19 protein-coding genes and 2 riboswitches are annotated in these 25,339 nt (G+C 60.2%); of the genes, 13 read left to right on the forward strand and 6 right to left on the reverse strand.

Annotated elements, in window-relative coordinates:
- Positions 1–42: 42 nt before the first annotated feature.
- Entirely contained in the window at positions 43–1,002 is a 960-nt protein-coding gene (locus tag PMI11_RS19480) for a helix-turn-helix domain-containing protein (RefSeq protein ID WP_007820324.1), read from the reverse strand.
- Positions 1,003–1,410: 408 nt separating this feature from the next.
- Here PMI11_RS19480 and msrB point away from each other — a divergent pair, with 408 nt between their 5' ends.
- Both msrB and PMI11_RS19495 read left to right on the forward strand, forming a co-directional pair.
- Complete coding sequence (gene msrB / locus PMI11_RS19490; protein WP_007820327.1) at positions 1,411–1,899, forward strand: peptide-methionine (R)-S-oxide reductase MsrB; 489 nt, start codon at positions 1,411–1,413, stop codon at positions 1,897–1,899.
- A 16-nt stretch (positions 1,900–1,915) separates the two neighbouring features.
- Positions 1,916–3,745 carry a cytochrome c biogenesis protein DipZ gene (locus PMI11_RS19495; protein WP_007820329.1) on the forward strand — a complete coding sequence of 610 codons (1,830 nt, stop codon included), beginning with the start codon at positions 1,916–1,918 and terminating at the stop codon, positions 3,743–3,745.
- Here PMI11_RS19495 and PMI11_RS19500 read toward each other — a convergent pair.
- Both PMI11_RS19500 and PMI11_RS19505 read right to left on the reverse strand, forming a co-directional pair.
- Positions 3,732–4,943, reverse strand: coding sequence for a TIGR03862 family flavoprotein (locus tag PMI11_RS19500; RefSeq protein ID WP_007820332.1), 1,212 nt, complete (start codon positions 4,941–4,943; stop codon positions 3,732–3,734). The genes PMI11_RS19495 and PMI11_RS19500 overlap by 14 nt on opposite strands.
- Before the next feature lie 38 nt (positions 4,944–4,981).
- Positions 4,982–5,404, reverse strand: a complete 423-nt coding sequence (locus tag PMI11_RS19505) for a MerR family transcriptional regulator (protein ID WP_007820334.1) — start codon at positions 5,402–5,404, stop codon at positions 4,982–4,984.
- A gap of 71 nt (positions 5,405–5,475) precedes the next feature.
- On the opposite strand from PMI11_RS19505, the gene PMI11_RS19510 reads away from it, so the two are divergent.
- From PMI11_RS19510 to PMI11_RS19545, 7 genes are all read left to right on the forward strand, one after another.
- A complete protein-coding gene (locus tag PMI11_RS19510; protein WP_007820336.1) occupies positions 5,476–7,764 on the forward strand; it encodes a heavy metal translocating P-type ATPase in 2,289 nt (762 codons plus the stop codon).
- 41 nt (positions 7,765–7,805) lie between these two features.
- Positions 7,806–8,011, forward strand: a riboswitch (cobalamin riboswitch).
- Between the two features lie 106 nt (positions 8,012–8,117).
- Positions 8,118–10,442, forward strand: a complete 2,325-nt coding sequence (gene metE, locus PMI11_RS19515; RefSeq protein ID WP_007820338.1) for a 5-methyltetrahydropteroyltriglutamate--homocysteine S-methyltransferase — start codon at positions 8,118–8,120, stop codon at positions 10,440–10,442.
- A gap of 176 nt (positions 10,443–10,618) precedes the next feature.
- Positions 10,619–10,847: riboswitch (cobalamin riboswitch) on the forward strand.
- Positions 10,848–11,111: 264 nt separating this feature from the next.
- Entirely contained in the window at positions 11,112–11,333 is a 222-nt protein-coding gene (gene nrdH, locus PMI11_RS19525; protein ID WP_007820342.1) for a glutaredoxin-like protein NrdH, read from the forward strand.
- A gap of 13 nt (positions 11,334–11,346) precedes the next feature.
- The gene (gene nrdI / locus PMI11_RS19530; protein WP_007820358.1) at positions 11,347–11,760 is read left to right on the forward strand and encodes a class Ib ribonucleoside-diphosphate reductase assembly flavoprotein NrdI; all 414 of its coding nucleotides are present in this window, start codon (positions 11,347–11,349) and stop codon (positions 11,758–11,760) included.
- Positions 11,739–13,907, forward strand: a complete 2,169-nt coding sequence (gene nrdE, locus PMI11_RS19535; protein ID WP_007820360.1) for a class 1b ribonucleoside-diphosphate reductase subunit alpha — start codon at positions 11,739–11,741, stop codon at positions 13,905–13,907. Before nrdI ends, nrdE begins: the two co-directional genes overlap by 22 nt.
- Before the next feature lie 16 nt (positions 13,908–13,923).
- Positions 13,924–14,898 (forward strand): class 1b ribonucleoside-diphosphate reductase subunit beta, encoded by a 975-nt coding sequence (nrdF, locus tag PMI11_RS19540; RefSeq protein ID WP_007820362.1) that lies wholly within the window; start codon positions 13,924–13,926, stop codon positions 14,896–14,898.
- 95 nt (positions 14,899–14,993) lie between these two features.
- Positions 14,994–16,241 (forward strand): adenylate/guanylate cyclase domain-containing protein, encoded by a 1,248-nt coding sequence (locus PMI11_RS19545; protein ID WP_007820363.1) that lies wholly within the window; start codon positions 14,994–14,996, stop codon positions 16,239–16,241.
- Here the strand turns inward: PMI11_RS19545 and PMI11_RS19550 are convergent.
- Positions 16,238–17,290, reverse strand: a complete 1,053-nt coding sequence (locus tag PMI11_RS19550; RefSeq protein WP_007820364.1) for a LacI family transcriptional regulator — start codon at positions 17,288–17,290, stop codon at positions 16,238–16,240. The genes PMI11_RS19545 and PMI11_RS19550 overlap by 4 nt on opposite strands.
- Positions 17,291–17,603: 313 nt before the next feature.
- On the opposite strand from PMI11_RS19550, the gene PMI11_RS19555 reads away from it, so the two are divergent.
- The 4 genes from PMI11_RS19555 (at position 17,604) to PMI11_RS19570 (ending at position 21,956) form a co-directional block, all read left to right on the forward strand.
- Entirely contained in the window at positions 17,604–18,863 is a 1,260-nt protein-coding gene (locus PMI11_RS19555) for an ABC transporter substrate-binding protein (RefSeq protein ID WP_007820365.1), read from the forward strand.
- A gap of 76 nt (positions 18,864–18,939) precedes the next feature.
- Entirely contained in the window at positions 18,940–19,893 is a 954-nt protein-coding gene (locus PMI11_RS19560; RefSeq protein WP_007820366.1) for a carbohydrate ABC transporter permease, read from the forward strand.
- Entirely contained in the window at positions 19,890–20,837 is a 948-nt protein-coding gene (locus PMI11_RS19565; RefSeq protein ID WP_037071713.1) for a carbohydrate ABC transporter permease, read from the forward strand. The genes PMI11_RS19560 and PMI11_RS19565 overlap by 4 nt, the downstream gene beginning before the upstream one ends.
- Before the next feature lie 3 nt (positions 20,838–20,840).
- On the forward strand, positions 20,841–21,956 hold the full coding sequence (locus PMI11_RS19570) for an ABC transporter ATP-binding protein (RefSeq protein WP_007820368.1): 1,116 nt from the start codon (positions 20,841–20,843) through the stop codon (positions 21,954–21,956).
- Between the two features lie 25 nt (positions 21,957–21,981).
- Here the strand turns inward: PMI11_RS19570 and PMI11_RS19575 are convergent, their stop codons facing one another.
- Positions 21,982–24,225: a glycoside hydrolase family 2 protein gene (locus PMI11_RS19575; protein WP_007820369.1), complete on the reverse strand. Its 2,244-nt coding sequence runs from the start codon at positions 24,223–24,225 to the stop codon at positions 21,982–21,984.
- Positions 24,226–24,330: 105 nt separating this feature from the next.
- Complete coding sequence (locus PMI11_RS19580) at positions 24,331–25,329, reverse strand: LacI family DNA-binding transcriptional regulator (protein ID WP_007820370.1); 999 nt, start codon at positions 25,327–25,329, stop codon at positions 24,331–24,333.
- Positions 25,330–25,339: the final 10 nt, after the last annotated feature.

Consider the following 25,339-nt stretch of genomic DNA (forward strand, 5'->3'; position numbering starts at 1 on the left):
CCGGTGGTGCCACGAAATCGTGATTGAACCTTTGGCCTGATGTCAGTGCAGGTCCAGCTTCTTCATCTTCCGGTGCAGTGTCGCACGGCTGATGCCAAGGGCTGCGGCGGCCTGGGAGACATTGCCGTGCGTGCGTGACAGCGCGCGCAGCAGCGCCGCCTTCTCGGCTTCGGCCATCTCTTCTTCCTGCGAAACGCGGCCTTCATGCAGGGCGTCGGAGGCGGGAAGGCCGGCTGCGATATGTCTGTCATCCAGCTTGAGGGCAAGGCGGGCGGCACGCGTAGCGCCGAGAACGAGGTCATGCCGGTCGACGGCGAGCAGCGCATTGGCGGAATTGACGCCGGCCGGCACCATGACGAAGCGGGCACCTACAAAGGCGGAACGGAAGAGATTGAGCTCGATGCGCATCGCCGCATCGCGCACGGCCTGCGAGAGGATGCTCAGCGTCATTTCATTGACATCGTCGCGGCAGGTAGAAATGTCCAGCGCAGCCGCCAGCAGACCGCGATGATCGCGGATCGGCGCCGTGGTGCAGCTCAGCTTGATGTTGGAGCAATAGAAATGCTGGTCACGGAAAACGGCGACGGCGCGGTCATCGGCGAGTGCCGTGCCGATGCCGTTGGTGCCTATGCTGGCTTCGGTCCAGACGGAACCGGTCCAGAGACCGAGATCGTGGAATTCCTTGTCATTGCCGGCGGCGCCGCGGCGTTCCAGGGCAATGCCATTGCGATCCGTCAGCAGCAGGCAGCAGCCGGCCTTGCCGACGGTTGCAAAGAGACGGTCGAGTTCCTCCCGGGCGTCAGCGATCAACTGTTCGGATTGCTCCCGCGCCAGGCCGAATTCCTGCTCGGTGAGGCGTAGCGGGGCGCGCTTATCTTCTGGTGCAAGTTGGTACATTGTCATGCAGCGCCGCCAGGAAGCCACGATTGGAGAGCTGGCCGCAGCGGAATTTTGCTGGGCGCACGTATAGACATGCTCCGCATGCGCGGATTGTTCGTGCATTGAGGCTCCTCCCAGAACTTACGCATATTCTGATGTAAATATGGCAGCTTTGCAATCAGGTCGGCATGACGCCCGATGATGGGTGTCGCATTTCTGAGACAGTTGCGCTGTCCGTCCGAGCATCGTGATCGCGATAATCTGCGCAGCCGGCTGCTTGCCGAGGCTGATTTTGCGGAATGGCGTCGTATTTCCCTGGATACAACGGCCGGCGGGCGCCGGCTGCTGATATCGCGGACTTCACATTTCAGTGTTTGCGCTGCTGACAGTGAAACAGATCGCAACGCGGCTTCGTAGTTTCCTCAGTAGGCAACACCGAAAGAAAAATCGCCATGCCGGGAATAAGTCCCACCCGGCGTTGTCTACCAGACAAGAGAACCTGTCACAGCTGCTGACTAGGAGAGCAAAGCGATGATGAACAGACGATTGCTGCTGACCACTGCCGGACTTGGCGCCTTTGCCCTGCGCTTCGGTTTTGGCAGCCATGCCATGGCGGAGCAGAGCTTCGCCGTTACCCATACCGACGAAGAGTGGCGCAAGCTTCTGACGCCGGATCAATATTCGGTGCTGCGGCAGGAGGGAACGGAATATCCTTTCTCCAGCCCGCTGCTGCACGAAGAGCGCAAGGGCAATTTTGCCTGCGCGGGCTGCGATCAGGAGGCCTTTTCCTCGACCACGAAATTCGACAGCGGAACGGGCTGGCCGAGTTTCTGGGCTCCCCTTGACGACAAGGTCGTCGGCACTACGCGCGACACGTCTTTCGGCACGGTGCGCGATGCCGTTCATTGCGGTCGCTGCGGTGGGCATCTGGGTCACGTCTTCAACGATGGACCGAAGCCGACCGGATTGCGCTACTGCATGAACGGCGTGGCCATGACATTCCACCCGGCTTCTGCCTGATAGACGGATTATTGCGATGCTTCTCTTCGGCCTTGCCTATCTCGGCGGGGTGCTGACGATCGTCAGCCCCTGCATCCTGCCGGTGCTGCCCTTCGTTTTCGCCCGTGCCGGCCAGCCTTTCTTGCGCAGTACGCTGCCGATGCTCGTCGGCATGGCCGCGACATTTGCCGGGGTCGCGACACTGGCGGCTGTCGGCGGCGGATGGGCCGTGCAGGCAAATGAATATGGCCGCTATGCCGCCATCGTGCTGCTTGCGATCTTCGGCGTCATCCTGCTGTTTCCGGCACTGTCCGACTACCTGACGCGGCCGCTCGTTTCGCTGGGCGCGCGCCTGTCACAGTCCGCCGATAAAAGTACGCGTGGCGGTGGTTCGGCTATTGCCGCCTCGCTGCTGCTTGGGGTTGCGACCGGCTTGCTCTGGGCGCCCTGCGCCGGGCCGGTTCTCGGCCTGATCCTCACCGGTGCGGCACTGCAGGGTGCGAATGTCGGCACGACGCTGCTACTGCTTGCCTATGCGCTCGGGGCAGCAACCTCGCTTGCGCTTGCGCTTTTGATCGGTGGCCAGGTCTATCAGGCCATGAAACGATCTCTTGGAGTCGGCGACTGGCTGCGGCGTGGCGTCGGCGTGGCTGTTCTCGTCGCTGTCGTGGCGATCGCGCTTGGCCTCGATACCGGTTTCCTGACACAGGCTTCGCTTGCCAGCACCAATGTTCTGGAACAGGGGCTGGTCGATCGGTTCCATACGCGGCAGCAGACGGCCGACAATGCGGGCGGCGCGATGAAGTCTGTCGTCATGCCGGCTGGCGGTGGCGGCTCGATGGCCATGAGCGGCGGCAATCAGATGATGATGGCGATGAAGCCGAAGGGTGCTGCCGAGCAGCTGCCTGTCGAGGGACAGATGCCACCGCTCGACGGCGCGGTGCAATGGTTGAATTCGGGGCCGCTGACGGCCGAGCAGCTGAAGGGCAAGGTCGTGCTCGTCGACTTCTGGACCTATTCCTGCATCAACTGCCTGCGCGCCATTCCCTATGTCAAAGCCTGGGCGGAGAAATACAAGGATCAGGGCCTCGTCGTCATCGGCGTGCACTCGCCGGAATTCGCCTTCGAGAAGAATGTCGACAATGTGAAGAAGGCGATTTCCGATCTCGGCATCACCTATCCGGTCGCCGTCGACAACGACTATGCGATCTGGCGTGCCTTCGACAACGAATACTGGCCGGCGCATTATTTCATCGATGCGAAAGGGCAGATCCGGCACCACCATTTCGGCGAGGGCGATTACGACCAGTCCGAACGGGTAATCCAGCAACTGCTGGCCGAAGCCGGCAAGACCGGCGTTTCCAGCGACATTGTCGATGTGAAGGCGACCGGCGCCGAAGCTGCTTCGGATGCGGCGAATGTGCAGTCTCCGGAAACCTATGTCGGCTACTCACGCTCGCAGAACTTCGGCGATGACAAGGGCACGGTCAACGATGCGGCTCATGACTATGTCGCCGCGCCGCCCAAGCTCAATGAGTGGGGCCTCACCGGCAACTGGACGGTCGGCCCTGAACAGGCAACGCTGAACGGCGTCGATGGCAGCATCTATTACCGGTTCCATGCCCGCGACCTGCATCTGGTTCTGGGACCTGGTGCGGATGGCAAGCCGGTACGCTTCAAGGTGACGGTCGATGGCAAGGCGCCGGGCGATGGGCACGGTGTCGATACGGATGCCGACGGCAATGGCACGGTGACGGGGCAGCGGCTCTACCAGCTCGTGCGTGAAGCCGGGCCGGTCGGCGACCACACGTTCGAGATCCATTTCCTCGATCCCGGCGTGCAGGCTTTCGCCTTCACCTTCGGCTGAGCCAGCCCTCGATGCCTCTTGCTGCGGCCCGGCCCGTGGCGAAACAGGCTGTCAGCAGATAGCCGCCCGTCGGCGCCTCCCAATCCAGCATCTCTCCGGCTGCAAAGACGCCGGGGAGATGTTTCAGCATATAGGTCTCGTCGATTTCGCTGAAGGCGATGCCGCCCGCAGAGGATATGGCCTCGGCGATGGGGCGTGGGCGCAGCAACGGGATCGGCAGGGACTTGATGGCGGCAGCGAGTTTGTGCGGATCGTTGCGATCGGCTTCCGGCACCAACTCACGCAACAGAGCAGCCTTCACACCGTCGAGACCCGCGCCCTTACGCAGGCGGTTGGAAAAGCTCGTCTTGGCATCCTGTCGGGCGAGATCGCGAAACAGCCGATCCAGAGTGCGGCCAGGAGCAAGATCGATTGTCAGCGTTGCCTCACCATGGGCCAGCAGATCATCACGCAAAGCGGCAGAGTGTGCATAGATCAGGCTTCCTTCGATGCCATGTTTGCTGATGACGAACTCGCCCGGAAATGTCCCGGCGCGTGATGTTGCCGTAACGGATTTCAGCGGCTCTCCGGCAAAGCGTTCTCGGAAGAGGTCACTCCAGGTGACATCGAAACCGCAATTGGCGGGCTGAAACGGCGCGATCACTACGCCGCTGCCGGAGAGCAGCGGCAGCCAACCGGCATCCGAGCCGAGACGCGGATAGCTGGCACCGCCGAGTGCGAGCAGTGTGGCGTCGCAGGATATGGTCTTGCAGCCGTCGGGTGTTTCGAAAACATGGCCGCCTTCTGCAAAGCCGATCCAGCGATGGCGGGTGAAGAAGCTGACGCCGCGGGCTTCCAGGCGGGCGAGCCAGGCGCGCAGCAACGGCGAGGCTTTCATGACATTGGGAAAGACCCGGCCGGAGGAACCGACGAAGGTTTCGGTGCCGAGGTCTGCCGCCCAGGCGCGGATATCGGCCGGGGTGAAGGCGTTGAGGGCGGCGCGCAGGCGGGGATTGGCATTGCCGAAGCGGGTGGCGAAACGCTCGTAATCTTCGGAATGGGTGATGTTGAGCCCGGACTTGCCGGCGAGCAGGAACTTGCGGGCAAAGGTCGGAATCGTGTCATAGATGGAAACGGCATGACCACTCGCCGACAGCACTTCGGCTGCCGAAAGGCCGGCGGGGCCGCCGCCGATGATCGCGATCGTCTTCTGGTTCATAGCGCCTTCTTGGCGCGGGCGGTTAGCGAGCGCAAGTCTCAGTGATGCGGATGCACGCACTTGCCGTGATCGGCGAGCACCTCGATGACCCGGCATTGATCGACGCGGCCATGGCCGCAGCCTTCGACCATCTGTTCCAGCTCGGCCTTCAGGGCATTGAGACTGCGGATGCGCTGTTCGACCTCGATCAGGCGGGCCTTGGCGATGGCATCGGCGGAGGCACAGGACTGGTGCGGGTCGTCCTGCAGCTGCAGCAATGTGCGGATCGCCTCGATCTCGAAGCCGAGTTCGCGGGCGTGGCGGATGAAGGCGAGGCGGTTGAGGTCCGATGGCTCGTAGGAGCGCTGATTGCCCTCGCTGCGGCTCGGCGCAGACAACAGGCCGATGCCTTCATAATAGCGGATCGTCGGCACCTTGACGCCGCTCTGGCGGGCGGCTTCGCCGATGGTGATCTTTTTCATGATTTTCCTCTTGCACCTCTAGTCGCTAGAGGATGTAGGAACGATACTGCTTACAAGCAAGGATCGAAATCATGAGCGAAGCAGCACAGGCACGGTACCGGGTTGGCGGCATGGATTGCGCCGCCTGCGCAACGAAAATCGATACGGCCGTCAGGCGCGTGCCCGGCGTCGAAGACGTCTCTGTGTCGGTGACGGCAGGCACGATGACGGTGCGCCACGATGGCAGCAGCGATCTCAAAGCGATCGAGAAGAGGGTAACCGGCCTCGGCTATTCGGTTGCTCCGCTCACCGGCAAGGCTCCTGTTCGCGAGAGCAAGGTCGGCCATGACCATGCGGGTCACGACCACGATCATGGGCACGACCATGACCACGATCACGATGGGCATGAGCACCATGGCCACGACCATGACGATCATGGTCACGAAGGCCATGATCACGATCATTCGCATGGCGACGAGGAGATCGAGGGTCTGCACGGCCATGATCACGGGCCGATGACCGGCCCCTGGTGGCAGAGCAAGAAGGGCCGGTTGACGATCTTTTCCGGCCTCGCACTCGTTGCTGCTTATGTGCTCGGCCACCTGGTGCCATCGATCGCTTCCTATGCCTTCATCGTCGCCATGCTGGTCGGGCTGGTGCCGATTGCGCGCCGCGCGGTCATGGCCGCCCTTTCCGGCACGCCCTTTTCGATCGAAATGCTGATGACGATTGCCGCTGTCGGCGCTGTCATCATCAATGCCGGCGAAGAGGCGGCGACGGTCGTCTTCCTGTTCCTCGTCGGTGAATTGCTGGAAGGGGTGGCTGCCGGCAAGGCGCGCGCCAGCATCCAGTCGCTGACGACGCTGGTGCCGAAGAATGCGCTGCTCGAGACGGGCGGCGAGGTGAAGGAAGTGCCGGCTGAGACGCTTTCCGTCGGCTCCATCATTCTCGTGCGTCCGGGAGACCGGATTTCCGCCGACGGTACAATTGTTTCCGGCGAAAGTGCGATCGATGAAGCGCCGGTGACGGGCGAAAGCACGCCGGTGCGCAAGGGCGCAGGCGAGACGGTCTTCGCCGGCACGGTCAATGGCGATGCGGCGCTGCGCGTCCGTGTCACGGCCGCTGCCGAGGACAATACGATTGCCCGCGTCGTCAAGCTGGTGGAGGAAGCCCAGGAATCGAAGGCGCCGACGGAGCGCTTCATCGATCGCTTCTCCCGTTATTATACGCCTGGTGTCGTCGTCGTGGCGGCGCTGGTCGCCGTCCTGCCGCCGCTCCTGATGGGTGGGGCATGGGGCGAATGGGTCTATAAAGGTCTCGCAATCCTGCTGATCGGCTGCCCCTGTGCGCTGGTCATTTCGACGCCGGCGGCGATTGCCGCCTCGCTTTCGGCGGGTGCGCGCCGCGGTCTGCTGATGAAGGGTGGCGCGGTTCTGGAATCGCTTGGGAAGGTGACGGCCGTTGCCTTCGATAAAACCGGTACGCTGACCGAAGGCAAACCGCAGGTCACCGATATAATTTCCTATGGACGCACAGAGGTGGAGGTGCTTTCGCGCGCTGCCGTTCTGGAGCAGGGCTCCAGCCATCCGCTGGCGTTGGCAATTCTCAACCGTGCCAAGGCAGACCGTGTGCCCGTACCGCCGGCTTTCGAAGTCGAAGCGCTTCCCGGCAAGGGCATGACCGGCAAGGTGGGTGGGGAGACGCTCGATCTCCTGTCGCCGCCGGCTGCGCGCGAGCGCGGGGCGCTGAATGCGGAACAGGACGAGCAGGTCGCGGTGCTGAACGGGGCGGGCAAGAGCGTCTCGGTACTGCTCGTCAATGGTGTCGCAGCCGGTCTCATCGCCATGCGTGATGAACCTCGTGAAGACGCAAAGAGCGGGCTTGCGACGCTGAAGGCAGCGGGCGTACGCGCCATCATGCTGACTGGCGACAACAAGCGCACGGCGGCAGCCGTTGCCGGCGATCTCGGCATCGACTGGCGCGGCGAACTCCTGCCGCAGGACAAGCAGCGCATTGTTGGCGAGTTGAAGAAGGAAGGTCTATTCGTCGCCAAGGTGGGTGACGGCATCAATGATGCGCCGGCACTTGCCGCTGCCGATGTCGGCATCGCCATGGGCGGCGGCACCGATGTGGCGCTGGAAACGGCGGATGCGGCCGTGCTGCACGGGCGCGTTGGTGATGTGGCGCGCATGATCGAGCTTTCGAAGCGGACGATGCGCAATATCATCCAGAACATCACCATGGCTCTCGGGCTGAAGGCCGTGTTCCTTATTACCACCATTGCCGGCATTACCGGCCTGTGGCCGGCGATTCTTGCGGATACGGGCGCGACCGTGCTGGTGACGATGAATGCGCTTCGCCTCCTTCAGATAAAGACATAAAGATTTCTTTATGTGATCTTGACGTTGCGATGCGGCGGGTGCATGCTTGCCGCATCGTTGGTTCTTGGGATCAGACAATCCCGAGCTAAGAGGGAATTCGGTGCGGTAATCGCCAAGACCGGAGCTGCCCCCGCAACTGTAAGCGGAGAGACACCGTCCTAAGACGTCACTGGGAAGACGCCCGGGAAGACTGGACGATGTCGATGACCCGCAAGCCAGGAGACCTGCCGCGATAGATAACGTCCACGGGCGGGGTGTCCCGGTGTGCCGCTTTGCGCGAGACGGCATTCCCATGGCCGTCTCTCGTCGATGCGTTGCGCCGCAGCCTTGCCCATAACCTTCGGGGTAAGGAAATGACCATCAAGACTGCAAATCTCGGCTTTCCCAGGATCGGAAAGCATCGCGAACTCAAATTCGCACTGGAAAGCTACTGGGCCGGCAAATCCGATGCCGGCGCGCTTCTCGATGTCGGCAAGCGGCTGCGGGCCGAAAATTGGGCCTTGCAGAAAGAGAAGGGGATCGACGTCGTCCCCTCGAACGATTTCTCGCTTTACGACCATGTGCTCGATACGGCCGTCATGGTCGGCGCCATTCCTTCGGCCTATGGGTGGAAGGGCGGCCATGTGGCGCTCGATACCTATTTCGCCATGGCGCGTGGCTCAACCGGCGAAGAGGCGCATGCCGATTGCGGCCATCCGCACCATTACGGGCATGGCGTGCCGGCGCTGGAAATGACGAAGTGGTTCGACACGAACTATCACTACATGGTGCCGGAACTCGGCATCGATCAGACCTTTGCCCTGACGGCGAACAGGCCGCTCGATGCCTTCATCGAGGCGAAGACACTTGGCATCCACACCCGGCCGGTCATCCTCGGTCCGGTCACCTTCCTGAAACTCGCCAAAGGAAGCGAAGAGGGCTTCCAGCCGATCGACCTGCTTGCACGCTTGTTGCCCGTCTATGCAAAAGTACTGGCAGAACTTCGTGCAGCCGGTGCCGACTGGGTGCAGATCGACGAACCTTGCTTCGTGCTCGATCTTTCACAGGAAGAGCAGGCAGCACTGCAGCATACCTATCGTGCGCTGCATGAATTGGTACCCGACCTGAAGATCATGCTCGCCACCTATTTCGGCGAGATCGGCGACAATCTGCCGACGGCGCTCTCGCTGCCGGTGGCCGGACTGCATGTCGATCTCGTTCGCGCTCCACAGCATATCGATGCCCTTCTCAAGACATCCAGCGACCTGACGCTGTCGCTTGGCCTCATCGACGGGCGTAATATCTGGAAGGCAGACCTTGCGGCGATCCAGAAAAGAATCGAGCCGCTTGTCCAGCATTTTGGTGCGGACCGGCTACAGATCGCGCCGTCCTGCTCGCTGCTGCACGTGCCGATCGATCTGGAACTGGAGAGCGGGCTGGATGGTGAGCTGAAATCATGGCTCGCCTTCGCTGCCCAGAAGCTTGATGAGCTCGCAGCGCTTGGCGATGCCGGCAAGGCCTCCCAGGTGATTGCGGCAGCCTCGCAGGCCGTTGCATCGCGCGCCGCATCTACGCACGTACATGATCTGAAGGTCAGACAGCGGGTTGCCGCGATCGACGAGGCGATGAAGACGCGCGGCAGCGATTTTGCCGAGCGGACCGGCCTGCAGGAGCGTAAGCTTCGCCTGCCGCTGTTCCCGACGACGACGATCGGCTCTTTCCCGCAGACGGCTGACGTGCGCAAGTCCCGCTCGGCCTTCGCCAAGGGCACGATCAGCGAGGCGGATTACGATGCCTTCCTGAAAAAGGAAACCGAAGCAGCGATCCGCTGGCAGGAGGAAATCGGCCTCGACGTGCTCGTCCACGGCGAATTCGAGCGCAATGACATGGTGCAGTATTTTGGCGAGCAGCTTTTCGGCTTCGCCTTCACGCAACATGCCTGGGTGCAGAGCTACGGCTCGCGCTATGTCCGGCCACCCATCATCTTCGGCGATGTCTCCCGCCCCGTACCGATGACGGTGGAGTGGTGGCGCTATGCGCAGTCGCTGACGGAGAAGCCGGTCAAAGGCATGCTGACCGGGCCGGTGACGATCCTCAATTGGTCCTTCGTGCGCGACGATCTTTCCCGCGCCGATGTCAGCCGGCAGATCGCGCTGGCGATCCGCGACGAGGTGCTCGATCTTGAAAAGGCCGGTGCGGCAATGATCCAGATCGACGAGGCGGCGCTCCGCGAAGGCCTGCCGCAGCGCAAGGCCGACTGGAAGACCTATCTCGACTGGGCCGTCGAGAGTTTTCGCCTATGCGCCTCCGGCGTGGCGGACGAAACGCAGATCCATACGCATATGTGCTATTCGGAGTTCAACCAGATCATCGATGCCATTGCGGCGATGGATGCCGATGTAATCTCCATCGAAACGTCGCGTTCGAAGATGGAACTGCTGGAAGCTTTCCGCAGCTACAAATATCCGAACGAGATCGGCCCTGGCGTCTACGACATCCATTCGCCGCGCGTTCCTGATGTCGAGGAGATGACGGAGCTCCTGACGCTGGCGCGCGAGCGTCTGACGGACGGGCAGCTCTGGATCAATCCGGATTGCGGATTGAAGACGCGCAGGTGGGAAGAGGTTCGCCCGGCGCTTGTCAACATGGTCGCTGCCGCCCGAATATTACGACATGCCGCATCGACGATTCGGGCCTGAACCTGGACTCGAAAATCAGAGAGCCGGCTATAGGCCGGCTCTCTTCATTAGCGCCTTCTCCACAGCCTGCTTTCTTTAAGCGTTCGTTAACCACGTTTTTCACAGGAATGCAGTGATTTCAAACATACCGTAACGCGATGCACAAACCATCCGTTGACGCAAACTGGGATTCGCGTACTATATCTAGTGTTCAAGGTTCCTTCGATTCGCTAGGGATCGCAGGCTAAGATGGGAATACGGTGCGTTTTGCCATGAGGGCAAAACAAGGCCGGAGCTGCCCCCGCAACTGTAAGCGGCGAGCAACTGTCCGATTTCAGGTCACTGAGGCATGAAGCTTTGGGAAGGCTGGGGGCAGGGTGCTTCGACCCGCGAGCCAGGAGACCTGCCTTGAACTAGATGTCCACGGGCGGGGTGTCCGGAAGGTCGCGTATGTATGAGGCGGATGAAATCCGCAGCTGTTGCGCTGCCCCCGAACGTCCGCATGAGAACTTCGGGGTTGAAGTCATGTCGAGAATATCAAAGCCGCTGCCCGCGCAAATCCCGCGAGGGGTCGAATTCGGCGTGTAAGGCGCCAACCTTGCCAGATCAATATCAAGCGCTGCCTCGGACGCCGCAAGGCGCCCGATCCCAGTATTGCGTCCGGAATCCATTGAAATCACGAGGAACATGATGAGCGTTACCGTTTACAGCAAGCCTGCCTGCGTACAGTGCACCGCTACCTACCGCGCCCTCGACCGTCTGGGCGTCGACTATCAGATCATCGATATCTCCGAAGATGCCGACGCGCTCGATCGCGTTCGCGGCATGGGCTACATGCAGGTTCCGGTCGTCGTTGCCGGCGAGAACCATTGGGCGGGTTTCCGTCCCGATATGATCAGCGCGCTCTCCTGATCGGAGAAGAGTGGTGGGCCTGATCGTCTATTATTCCAGCCGGTCCGAGAATACCCATCGTTTCGTCGAGAAGCTGGGACTGCGCGCGGCGCGCATTCCCCTCGGCGCTGAGGACATCCACATTCGCGAACCCTATGTGCTGATCTCGCCCACCTATTGCGGCGACGGCGGCCCCGGGATCGTAAAGGGCGCCGTGCCCAAGCAGGTGATCCGTTTCCTCAACGATGCGGAAAACCGCTCCAACATCCGCGGCGTGATTGCTGCGGGCAACAGCAATTTCGGCGAGACCTACGGGCTTGCCGGCGACGTAATCTCGCAGAAGTGCCAGGTGCCTTACCTCTACCGGTTCGAGCTCCTGGGGACTGCCGAGGATGTCGCCAATGTCAAAGACGGGATGGGACGATTTTGGACACGGGGACAAATCTGACGCGGGATGCGGGCGCCAAGCCGCTGAAGGCCTTGGAGGCGCTGGATTATCACGCGCTGAACGCGATGCTGAACCTCTATGACGATGAGGGCAAGATCCAGCTCGACAAGGATCGCATGGCGGCCAAGCAGTATTTTCTGCAGCATGTGAACCAGAACACGGTGTTCTTCCATAATCTCAGGGAGAAGCTCGATTACCTGGTGACTGAAGGCTATTACGAGCAGGAAGTGCTCGACCAGTATTCCTTCAATTTCGTCCGCGACCTGTTCGACGAAGCCTATGCCAAGAAGTTCCGGTTCCCGACTTTCCTCGGCGCCTTCAAATATTACACCAGCTACACGCTGAAGACCTTCGACAGTAAGCGTTATCTGGAGCGCTACGAAGACCGTATCTGCATGGTGGCGCTGGCGCTTGCCAGAGGCAATGAGCAGCTTGCCCGCGATCTGATGGAAGAGATCATCTCCGGCCGTTTCCAGCCGGCAACGCCGACCTTCCTCAATGCCGGCAAGAAGCAGCGTGGCGAACTCGTCTCCTGCTTCCTGCTGCGTGTCGAAGACAATATGGAATCGATCGGCCGCTCCATCAATTCGGCGCTGCAGCTGTCCAAACGCGGCGGTGGCGTTGCGCTGTCCTTGACGAACATCCGCGAGGCCGGTGCGCCGATCAAGCAGATCGAAAACCAGTCTTCCGGCATCATCCCCGTCATGAAGCTGCTCGAAGACTCGTTCTCCTATGCCAACCAGCTCGGTGCGCGGCAGGGCGCGGGTGCCGTGTATCTCAACGCCCATCACCCTGACATCATGCGCTTCCTCGATACCAAGCGCGAAAATGCCGACGAGAAGGTCCGTATCAAGACGCTGTCGCTCGGCGTCGTCGTGCCTGACATCACCTTCGAGCTCGCCAAGAACAATGAGGATATGTACCTCTTCTCGCCCTATGACGTGGAGCGGGTCTATGGCGTGCCCTTCACCGAGATATCGGTGACGGAAAAGTATCGCGAGATGGTGGCGGATGCCCGTATCACCAAGAAGAAGATCAAGGCCCGCGAATTCTTCCAGATGATCGCCGAAATACAGTTCGAGAGCGGCTATCCCTACATCATGTTCGAAGACACGGTGAACCGGGCAAACCCGATCGCCGGCCGCATCAGCATGAGCAACCTCTGCTCGGAAATCCTGCAGGTCAGTGAAGCGAGCGAATTCAACGACGACCTTTCCTACAAGACGATGGGTAAGGATATCTCGTGCAATCTCGGCTCACTGAACATCGCCATGGCGATGGATTCGTCCGATTTCGGCAAGACGATAGAAACTTCGATCCGCGCACTGACGGCGGTTTCCGATATGAGCCATATCTCCTCGGTGCCGTCGATCGAGAAGGGCAATGATGACAGCCATGCGATTGGCTTGGGACAGATGAACCTGCATGGTTACCTTGCCCGTGAGCGCATCCATTACGGTTCGGAAGAAGGCGTCGATTTCACCAATATCTATTTCTACATGGTGACCTATCACGCGATCCGCGCTTCCAACCGGCTGGCGGCTGAGCGCGGTTCAAGCTTCAAGGGCTTCGAGAATTCGAAATATGCCTCTGGCGATTATTTCGACAAATATACTGAGCAGGAATGGAAGCCGGCGACCGAGAAGGTTCAGTCGTTGTTCGACGATGCCGGCATACATATCCCTACGCAGGAAGACTGGCTTGAATTGAAAAAAGCGGTGATGGCCTCCGGGCTCTATAACCAGAACCTGCAGGCGGTACCGCCGACGGGCTCGATTTCGTACATCAATCACTCGACCTCCTCGATCCATCCGATCGTCTCGAAGATCGAGATCCGCAAGGAAGGCAAGATCGGCCGGGTCTATTATCCGGCGCCGTTCATGACCAACGACAATCTCGATTATTACGAGGATGCCTACGAGATCGGCGCGGAAAAGATCATTGATACCTATGCGGCTGCCACCCAGCATGTTGATCAGGGCCTGTCGCTGACGCTGTTCTTCCGCGACACGGCAACGACGCGCGACATCAACCGTGCCCAGATCCATGCCTGGAAGAAGGGCATCAAGACGATCTATTACATCCGCCTTCGCCAGATGGCGCTGTCCGGCACCGAGGTGCAGGGCTGCGTTTCCTGCACGCTCTAACCGACCGGAGAACATCATGAACATGCAATTCAAGCCGGTCAGCCGCGTGCGTGCCATCAACTGGAACCGTATCGAGGACGACAAGGATCTCGAAGTCTGGAACCGCCTGACCGGCAATTTCTGGCTGCCGGAAAAGGTGCCGCTGTCGAACGACATTCCCTCCTGGGGGACACTGACGCCGGCCGAACAGCAGCTGACGATCCGCGTCTTCACCGGGCTGACGCTGCTCGATACGATCCAGAACGGTGTCGGCGCGGTCAAGCTGATGGCCGATGCCGCGACACCGCATGAGGAGGCGGTGCTATCCAACATCTCCTTCATGGAGGCGGTGCATGCACGCTCCTATTCCTCGATCTTCTCCACGCTCTGCCTCACGCCTGATGTCGACGATGCCTATCGCTGGTCGGAAGAGAATGAGTTCCTGCAGAAGAAGTCGGCGCTGATCATGGAGCACTATGCGTCCGGCGATCCCTTGAAGAAGAAAGTCGCGAGCGTCTTCCTCGAGAGTTTCCTCTTCTATTCCGGCTTCTATCTGCCGATGTACTGGTCGAGCCGCGCCAAGCTCACCAACACGGCCGACATGATCCGCCTCATTATCAGAGATGAAGCCGTGCATGGCTATTATATCGGCTACAAGTTCCAGCGCGGACTGGAAAAACTCTCAGAAGAGCGCCGGCAGGAGATCAAGGACTTCGCCTTCGATCTGCTCCTCGAACTCTACGACAACGAGGCTAGATATACGGAAGCGCTCTATGATGGCGTTGGGCTGACGGAGGACGTCAAGAAGTTCCTGCATTACAACGCCAACAAGGCGTTGATGAACCTCGGGTACGAGGCGCTGTTTCCGGCCGAAGCCTGCAAGGTCAATCCGGCAATCCTGTCTGCGCTTTCGCCGAATGCCGATGAAAACCACGACTTCTTCTCGGGTTCCGGCTCCTCCTATGTCATCGGCAAGGCGGTGGCGACCGAGGACGAAGACTGGGATTTCTGAGGTTTATCTTTACGAAGCCTCTTATCATTCGGCCCGCTATCGCCCACATTCAGCCCGATATGTATTCGTTGAATGTGGCGTAGCGGGAGTTTTTCATGAGGCCCTCTTTCGAAACGACTGATCCGGCAAGCGAAGCTGCCGAAGGCGTCTGGCCAATCCGCAGGCGCCGAATTCTCGATTGGCTGATCAACGAGACCCGCGGCGAGCGTTTCATCGACAATATCCTGGTGGAGATGTGCAAGCGGCTGCTGGCAGCCGGCGTACCGGTGAACCGCTCCAGCCTGCATTTCCGCACCAACCATCCGCAATGGATCGGAGCCCGCATCCTGTGGGTCGAGGGCATGGAAGAGGCAAAGATCAACACCTTTGCCTACGGGGTGGAAACCACGCCGCAGTTCCTTAACAGCCCGGTCAATGAGATCCACAAAGGCACCAACGAGGTGCGGAAGAACCTTGAGGATTTATGGGAGGGCGACGATTATCCCTTCTACCAGGAACTGCGCGACGACGGCTATTCCGAATATATCGCCTGGCCGATCGATCATACGTTCGACAAGCGCCACGTCGTTACGTTCTCCACCAATAGGCCAGGCGGTTTTACCGGCGAACACGTGGATTTCCTGCGCGATCTGCTGCCGGCTCTCACTCTCGTCAGCGAGATCAGGCTCAAGAACATCATGGCGCGCACGCTGCTGCAGACCTATGTCGGGCCGCATGCGAGCGAACAGATTCTCTCCGGCGTCATCACCCGCGGCAGCGGCACGACCGTCGGCGCGGCGATCATGATCTGCGACCTGCGCGATTTCACGGCGATCTCCGATCTCTGGCCGCGCGACGACGTCATCCAGTTGCTCAACGATTATTTCGATGCCATGTCCGATCCGATCGAACGGCACGGCGGCGAAATCCTGAAGTTCATGGGCGATGGGCTGCTCGCCATCTTCCCGCTGTCGAAGCCTTCGGCTTGCGAGGATCTGCTGACGGCGATCCGGGAAGGGCAGGAGGCGATGGCGAAAGTGAATGAGCAACATCAGCGCCTGGGGCGTGATCCCCTGCGCTACGGCGTCGGCGTCCACGTCGGCGACGTGATGTACGGCAATATCGGTTCGAGCCGGCGGCTGGATTTCACGGTCATCGGCCCGGCAGTCAACGTCGCCTCGCGGCTTGAAACCTTGACCAAGGAGGTTAAGCGGCCGGTACTGTTGTCTCGCGCTTTCGTCGAGATGGCGACCTGCACGGAAGAGATGGACAATCTCGGCACTTTTCCCCTGCGCGGGCTTGGCGAGCCGGTCGAAGTCTTCGCTTTCCGCGAAAAGCCGACGGCGGGGCGTGACGCAGCTTAGGCTACCGGAAAATTGATCTGCGGCGGCAGGAGCAGGCTCTGGCTCTCTGCTGCCGGATTGCCGATGCGCTGAAGAAGCATCTGGCCGAGATGTTCGCCCGCCTCGACCAGATCCTCGTATATGGTGTCGATCTTCGGCTGCAGATGCGTGAGGAGATGCGAGGTCTCCTTGGCGACGATATCGTAGTCTTCCGCGAGAACGCGCCCCGCATCATTCATGGCGGTGACGAGCGCCAGCGCCGAAACCTCGCCCGGACAGACGAACCCGTCTGGAACATCGGGTGCCGCGGCACGCGCCCGAAAGAAATCTCTGATCTCGTTGGCCGGTGAATCGAGCGTGACCGCTTCCGATATCTCGTAGGCGACGCCGGCCTCGCGCACGGCGGTCATGAAGCCATGAAGGATGTGCTGGCTGAAGGTCAGCCGTTTCGGCGGCATGACGACTGTGACCTTCTTCCTGCCCTTGGCGATCAGGCGCCGGGTGGCTTCGTAGGCGAAGGCATAATTGTCGTAATCGACGTAAGGATGCGGTGTCGAAAACTCGGTGCGGCCGTGACAGACAAAGGGAAAGCCGACTTCCTGCAGCATCCGCACCCTCGCATCGAAGGGTTCCGTCCGCGTGAAGATCAGGCCGTCGGCGAAATTGTTGCGGACGATATATTCCGCTGCCTCGAGATCGGTCGTCGACAGGAAGTTCGGGGCGACGACGAGGTGATAGGATGTCTCTTTCAGCACCTTGGCGATGCCGTACATGATGGCCGTGCCGAAGCCGACCACTTCCTGATGCGGATCGAGAAGGATGCTGATGACGTTGGTGCGGCCTGTCTTGAGGCGCTGGGCCGCCCGGTCCGGCAGGTAGCCGATCTCGCGGGCAATGCGATGGACGCGCTCGCGCGTCTCGACTGATATTTGCGGCGCGTCGCTGAGTGCGCGCGAAACCGTCGTCACCGCAAGACCGGTCAGTGTCGCGATGGTACGCAAGGTCGGCTTGCCGCGCTTTTGCGCACCATCCGGATTTTCACCGCGTTGCAGTTGGGACGATTCGGTCACTAGGGACATTCCGTGCTGGATCGCGGCTACAATAACACGATGAAACCGGCACGCAATCAATCAATGCAAACGATTTAAATTTTTACGGTTTCTTAAGCGATCAGAAAAAATCAAATAAAATCAATATTTATCGAACTAATCATATTTTTCTCGGGAGTCGAGGAAGGACTTGACGTAACCGCGTTTATAACGTTTTAAATTGTTAACCGCGCTGGGAGGTGCGGTGTAGCGTGATGTTTGGCCGCCCTCACGGCGGAGGACATCGGGGCGGGCGAGGTGGGTCTCGCCGCCACTTACGAACGGGAGGATATTCATGCGCAAGTTTTTGAGCTCGGCAGCTCTTGCTGTCGTGATGATGGCTGGTTTCGGCAGCGCTCATGCAGCCGACGTCAAAGAAGTTCAGATGCTGCACTGGTGGACATCAGGCGGCGAAGCCGCGGCACTCAACGTGCTGAAGCAGGACCTCGCTAAGGAAGGCTTTGCCTGGAAGGACGTACCGGTCGCAGGCGGTGGCGGCGACGCAGCCATGACCGCGCTGAAGGCGATGGTTGCCGCGGGCACCTATCCGACTGCTTCTCAGATGCTCGGCTATACCGTGCTCGATTACGCCCAGGCTGGCGTCATGGGCGATCTGACGGAAACGGCCAAGAAAGAAGGCTGGGACAAGTCTGTTCCGGCCGCACTGCAGAAGTTCTCCGTCTATGACGGCAAGTGGGTCGCAGCTCCTGTGAACGTTCACTCCGTCAACTGGCTGTGGATCAACAAGTCCGTCATGGACAAGATCGGCGGCAAGCAGCCGAAGACCTTCGACGACCTGATCGCTCTGCTCGACAAGGCAAAGGCAGCCGGCGTCATCCCGCTCGCGCTCGGCGGTCAGAACTGGCAGGAAGCCACGATGTTCGACTCCATCGTGCTGTCGACCGGCGGTCCGGAATTCTACAAGAAGGCTTTCAACGACCTCGACGAGGAATCGCTGAAGTCCGACACGATGAAGAAGTCGTTCGATAACCTCGCCAAGATCATCAAGTATGTCGACCCGAACTTCTCGGGCCGCGACTGGAATCTGGCGACTGCCATGGTCATCAAGGGCGATGCTCTCGTCCAGGTCATGGGCGACTGGGCGAAGGGCGAATTCGTTGCCGCCAAGAAGAAGCCGAATACCGACTTCCTGTGCTATCGCTTCCCGGGCACCGACGGCAGCGTGGTCTACAACTCCGACATGTTCGGCATGTTCAACGTTCCTGACGACCGCAAGGCCGCTCAGGTGGCGCTTGCCAAGGCTACGCTTTCCAAGAGCTTCCAGTCCGCCTTCAACGTCGTCAAGGGTTCGGTTCCGGCCCGTACCGACGTTCCGGATACGGATTTCGACGCTTGCGGCAAGAAGGGCATTGCCGACCTGAAGGCTGCCAACGAAGGCGGCACGCTGTTCGGCTCGCTCGCTCAGGGCTATGGTGCTCCTCCGGCGATCGCCAACGCCTATAAGGACGTCGTCTCGAAGTTCGTCCATGGTCAGATCAAGACCTCCGACGAAGCCGTCAAGCAACTCGTTACGGCCATCGACGACGCCCGCTAATATCCCATCGATCAAGGCTTTCCCGTACTCTTGCGGGAAAGCCGCAGCCCCTGCGATGCGGGGAGGAGATGATCACATGACCACAGTTGCGACCACGGATTCGGTCCTGACGTCGAAGTCTTCAAGCCGCGCGTCCATTCGCGGCCGGTTGCAGGATGCGCTGCCGAAGATCGTATTGGCGCCGAGTTTTCTGATCACCGTGATCTTCGTCTACGGCTTCATCGTATGGACGGCCTATCTCTCCTTCACCAATTCCAAGACCTTTCCGTCCTATGCAATTACGGGGGCGCGCGCTTATCAGCGGCTCTGGCGCTGGACCTTCGAAAGCGATCCGCCGTCCTCCTGGTACACATCGATCACCAATATGGGGATCTTTGGTTTCCTCTACATCTTCATCTGCCTGGGGCTTGGCTTGCTGCTGGCAATCCTTCTCGACCAGAAGATCCGTGGCGAAGGCATATTGCGGCCGATCTTCCTCTATCCGATGGCGCTGTCCTTCATCGTGACTGGCGTTGCCTGGAAGTGGTTCCTCGATCCGGGCCTTGGGCTCGAGCAGACGCTGCATCATTTCGGCTGGACGAGCTTTCACTTCGACTGGATCAAGAACAAGGATTTCGTCATCTACACCGTCGTCATCGCCGGTGTCTGGCAGGCTTCGGGCTTCGTCATGGCGATGTTTCTTGCGGGCCTGCGCGGCATCGACGGCGAAATCATGAAGGCGGCGCAGATCGACGGCGCATCGCCCTTCCAGATGTACCGGCGCATCGTCATTCCGATGCTGCGGCCGATCTTTCTGTCGGCCTTCATCGTGCTCGCCCACATGGCGATCAAGTCCTACGACCTCGTCGTGGCACTGACATCGGGCGGCCCTGGCGGCTCGGCCTGGCTGCCGTCCAACTTCATGTACGAATACACGTTCAAGCGGAATGAAATGGCTGTCGGCTCCGCAAGCGCCATCATCATGCTGATGACTATCTCGGCAATCATCGTTCCCTATCTCTATTCCGAACTCAGGGAGAAGGCGCGATGAGCAGCATCACATCTTCCGAGATCACGGCCTCGCGGGGCGGCAATAGCGGCCGCTGGATCGGCCGCGTCATCATCTACGGCCTGCTGCTGATCTTTGCCGTTCTCTACCTGATGCCGCTCTTCGTCATGCTGACGACTTCGTTCAAGACCATGGACGAAATCCAGGGCGGCAACATGCTGGCGCTGCCGCAGGCGCCGACGCTTGATCCCTGGTTCAAGGCCTGGGGTGAGGCCTGCGTCGGCCTTACCTGCGCCGGCATCAAGGGCTATTTCTGGAATTCGATCAAGATGGTCGTGCCGGCGGTGGCGATCTCGACCATTCTCGGTGCACTCAACGGCTATGTGCTGACCAAGTGGCGCTTCCCCGGCCATACGCTGGTCTTCGGCCTGATGCTCTTTGCCTGCTTCATTCCGTTCCAGTCGGTGCTGTTGCCGATGGCGACCATTCTCGGTTCGCTTGGCCGTTTCGGCACGACGTTGCAGAATGCAACGGGTTTCAGCTTCGGCTTCGGCAATTCGACTGTGAACCTCGTCTTCGTGCACGTGGTTTACGGCCTCGGCTTCACGACGCTGTTCTTCCGCAATTTTTATGAGGCGTTTCCGACGGAGCTGGTGAAGGCCGCGCAGGTGGATGGCGCAAGCTTCTTTCAGATCTTCCGCCGCATCATGCTGCCGAATTCACTGCCGATCATCGTGGTGACGGTCATCTACCAGTTCACCAATATCTGGAACGACTTCCTCTTCGCCTCGGCCTATGCCGGCACCGGCGATTCCATGCCGATGACGGTGGCGCTCAACAACGTCGTCAATACCTCGACCGGCGTCGTCGAATACAATGTCAACATGGCTGCGGCGATGATCGCGGCCGTTCCTACGCTCATCGTCTATATCCTCGCCGGCCGCTATTTCGTGCGCGGTCTGATGGCGGGCGCCGTCAAAGGGTGATCCATGGCTTTCCTTGAAATTTCCGGTCTCAAGAAGCGTTTCGGCGCCGTCGATATTCTCAAGGGGATCGATCTGGAGCTTGAGAAGGGTGGCTTCCTGGTGCTGGTCGGTCCGTCCGGCTGCGGCAAGTCGACACTGCTCAACACGATTGCCGGGCTGGAAGCGATCACCTCGGGCGAAATCCGTATTGATGGCCGTGCGATCAACGACCTGCATCCGTCCAAGCGCGATATCGCCATGGTGTTCCAGAGCTACGCGCTCTATCCGAATATGACCGTTGCGGGCAACATCGCCTTCGGTATGGAAATCCGCGGCGTGCCGAAGGAAGAGCGCGAGAAGGCGATCAAGCAGGTCTCCGACATGCTGCAGATCGGTCATCTGCTCGATCGCAAACCGTCCCAGCTTTCCGGTGGCCAGCGGCAGCGCGTCGCGATGGGTCGTGCGCTTGTACGCAATCCGCAGGTCTTCCTCTTCGACGAGCCGCTTTCCAACCTCGATGCGAAGCTGCGTGTCGACATGCGCACGGAAATCAAACGCCTCCACCAGCGCATGGGAACGACGATCGTCTATGTCACACACGACCAGATCGAGGCGATGACGCTGGCGACCAAGATCGCGGTGCTGAAGGATGGTGTGCTGCAGCAGTTCGGCACGCCCGCCGAGATCTATAACAGCCCAGCCAATGTGTTCGTGGCTGATTTCATGGGATCGCCGGCGATGAACCTGCTCAATGCCACCGTCGAAAACGGTGCCGGCGGACTGCAGGTGTCGCTGGAGCGGCCGAATGGCGAGCCGCTGAAGCTGCCCGTCAATGCCGGCAATAACAGCCTGACAGGTTATACCGGCAAGCAGGTCATCTTCGGGATCCGTCCGGAAGCACTGACGGATATTGACGGAGCTGATCGCAAGGCAAAGTCGGTCGTCCATGGCGATTGCGCCATTGAGGTCGTGGAGCCGGCCGGTTCAGATACATTTGCCGTCACCAAGCTCGGCGGCAAGTCGGTAGTGGCGCGCCTTGGAGCGGATACCGGCATCCTGCCGGGCCAGAATACCCGCCTTGCCTTCAATCTCGACAAGGCGGTCTTCTTCGATCCGGCCAGCCAGTTGAGGATCGCTTAGCCAGCAAAATATTCTCTGGCGGCCGTCAGACGGCCGCCACAGAGATCTTGACTGGTGCGAAGTGGTTTGAGGTCGCTTCGACGGTGATTTCACCGGTCAGGCCGGTTGCCTCGAGCCAGAAGCCTGTCGTTCCGCCCTGGAGCGGTACGGTCGCAGGCCCGACGATCTTGCCAGGCCCCTTCACGGTCAAGATTACAACATCGTTGAGGAAGGGCAGGCGTTGGCCGCACTGGTCGAGCGCGCGGATGACGACGCGGGTCGTGTCGCGTTCGCGGGCCTTCAGCGTGATGCTGTCGGGCGCAACTTCCAGTGTGGTCGGCAGCGGGTCGGCGGCGAGTGTCAGCTTGGCGACCGGTTCATCATTGATGAAGCCGGTGAATTCGCCGTCGATCCATTCCAGGCCCCAGCGGCCGAGTTCGTCCTGGGTGAAATGGCGGTGGTCGAGCACAACCGGCGGATGCGGCAGGTGCGGGTAGTTTTCGCGGTCCGGACCGATGCGTTTCGTCAGCGAGCCGTATTTCAGCTCTACCTCATCGCAATTGGTCAGGATGATCAGCGGCAGCACGCCGCCGATGCTGCGTTCGCCGCGCGCCCAGAAGGTGACCGGCTTCATGATGATCTCATCCGAAGAGTCGCACTGGCTGGCGTAGACATAAGCCGCGAATTTCGGCTCGCGGAACATATCCATGACGCCGTGATAGCAGATGCGGTCGCCGGAGCCGAAATCCTTGTGCGTGTTGTAGTCGAACATGCACCAGCCGATCGCGCCAGAAATATCCGGATCGCCGTAGGCCGCGTTCAGCACTTCGAGATGGCGGCGTACATGCTCGGCCTGGCGCTGCTCGGCATCATACATCTTGGTCGGATGCATATGGCCGTTAAACTCGGTGATGATGTAGGGGACCTTGTAGGAGAGGCCGGTGTTTTCCTGCTGGCCGCGAAGCGCCGTGCGTGGGCGATTGGCGCCCGGCAGTTCCTCATTGCCCAGGATGAAGTCGTTCATCGTATAGACGTCTTCCAGAAGCTCGCTTTCGGTCAGGTAGCGAACGCCGCCGGTCTGGCGCGTGGAATCGAGCTCATGGGCCAGCCGGTTGGTCGCAGTATAGAAGTCGTGGCTGTCGAGCGATTCATTGATACGCACGCCCCAGATGATGATTGAGGGGTGGTTCCAGTCGCGCTCGATCATGCGGCGCACGTTCTCGATGGATTCATTCTGCCAGTCGAGATCGCCGATATGCTGCCAACCGGGGATTTCTTCGAAGACGAGCAGGCCGATGCGGTCGCACTGGTCGAGGAACCATTTCGACTGCGGATAGTGCGAAGTGCGCACGATATTGCACTTCAGCACTTTTTTCATGATGTCGGCGTCACGCTCCTGCGCAGAGCGGCCGGCTGCATAACCGATATAGGGATAGGCCTGATGGCGGTTGAGGCCCTGAAGCTTCACGGACCGACCGTTGAGCAGGAAGCCTTCCGGGGTGAATTTGGCGGTGCGGAAGCCGAAATGGGCGGATGCCCTGTCCGAGCCATGTTCGGTTCTGAGATCGACGACAACTTCGTAGAGCGCCGGGTTTGACAGGTCCCACAGTTCGATGCCGGTCAGTCCGCCGAACGAGAGCGTCGTCACGGAGCCGATCGTTTCACCGGCAGCACTTGCGAGCACGATACCATCGGCACCCTTCAGCGAGGCCGTAACGGTCGCGGCATAGGTCAGGCTCTGCGGATTGGCGACATCAATGCGGACCGTCGCCGACTTCATGTCGGACAGAACGTCATGTGTCTCGATCTTGAGATTGCGGATGGAGACCTTATCGGTGACCTTAAGCCAGACGTCGCGATAGATGCCGGCATAGGTGAGGTAATCGATGCGGCCGCCGAAGGGCGGGATGGCGGGGTTCTCGCTGCCGTCGATCTTGACCGTGATCAGGTTCTCGCCCTTGATCAGCTTGCCGGTCAGGCGGGCTTCGAAGGGCGTATAGCCGTCCTTATGGGAAATGATCTCTTCGCCGTTCAGATAGACGACACTGTCGGCCATGGCGCCATCGAAGAGGATGGAGACTTCGCGGCCTTCGAATTCCGGCAGCCAGCGCAGCACCTTCTGATAGGTGAAGGCGCGCTGATAGCGCTTCTCGTCGAAATAGTTGAAGGGCAGCTCGACAGCCGTATGGGGCAGGCTGACCATATGGTCGCCGTCGAAAGCCTCGGTCAGGCGCGGGCTAAAGCCTTCGTGGAAGCTCCAGGATTCATTGAGGGAAACGACGGAACGCATCTCATTCTCCCCGGCAGGCGGCAGGGGAGAGGCGGCGCCCGGCGGCGGCGCATGAAAGGGTGATCATCGATATTCCTCCTTGATGCAAATGACTGGAGCCGCCCCTCAGGCGGTCGAACCCCAGCGGGGTGTGCAGGCAAGCGTGATGCTGTGAGGACCTTCATCGCCGGCTTCATGGCGTTCGATCACCTCGACGACCGCGTCCATGAAGGCCACGTGGTCGAGGCTCAGCGTCGTCAGGTCGTTGCAGTCCCAGGCGGCCATGGCAATGCCATCCTGGCCGACGATGGCGATATCCTCAGGCGTATTCTTGCCGAGCACGCGGCGGGCGGCATCGCGCGCGCCGATCGCCATGACGTCATTGCCGCAGATGATGGCGTCGACCTTGGAGCGGTGCAGCAGCAGGACGGCTTCCTTGAAGCCGGAATCATAGGAATAGTCGCCGAAGGCTTCCGCTTCGAAGGCAAGGCCGTGACGGGCGAGCGCATCGGCAAACCACTTGCGGCGCAGCTTGTCGATCCAGCTTGACTTGGTGCCGGAGAGATAGGCGAAGCGCCGTTTGCCGTCGCCGACTATCTTGTCGATGATCTCGCCGGCGCCGACAGCGCCATCGATGCGGATGTTGGAGACATCCTCGTTCTCAAGCGGCTCGAAAGAAACGATAATCGGCTTCGTCGTGTGGAAGATGTCGACGGCATCCTGCATCGACACCATGTCGGAGAAGATGACGACGTGATCGACCTGGTAGGTCGAGGCAAGCCGCATGAGCTGCAGCCGATCCGAATGATCGGCGCAGCAGAGAATGATGGGCAGGAGCTGGCGGGCCTGCAGGCGATGGACGAGAAGTTGCTGCTCCTCGGCCTCGCAGGGGTTGCCGATGGCGTTGACGACGAGCGCGACGAGGCGCGAACGCTGGTTGTTCAGCGAGCGGGCGATCGCATTCGGCTGGTAGCCATATTCACGGGCAACGGCGAGGATGCGGTCACGCGTGGCGCTGCCGATCCTCGAATCCGGCGAAAAGGCCCTCGATATCGTCGCCGAGGAGACACCGGCGAGTTTCGCCAGTTCCTTCGAGGTGATCCGCCGTCTGTTCGTTCCGCTCATCGTCTTGCGC

Origin of the sequence: Rhizobium sp. CF142 (assembly GCF_000281145.1) — a bacterium.
In the GTDB taxonomy this organism is placed as follows: domain Bacteria; phylum Pseudomonadota; class Alphaproteobacteria; order Rhizobiales; family Rhizobiaceae; genus Rhizobium.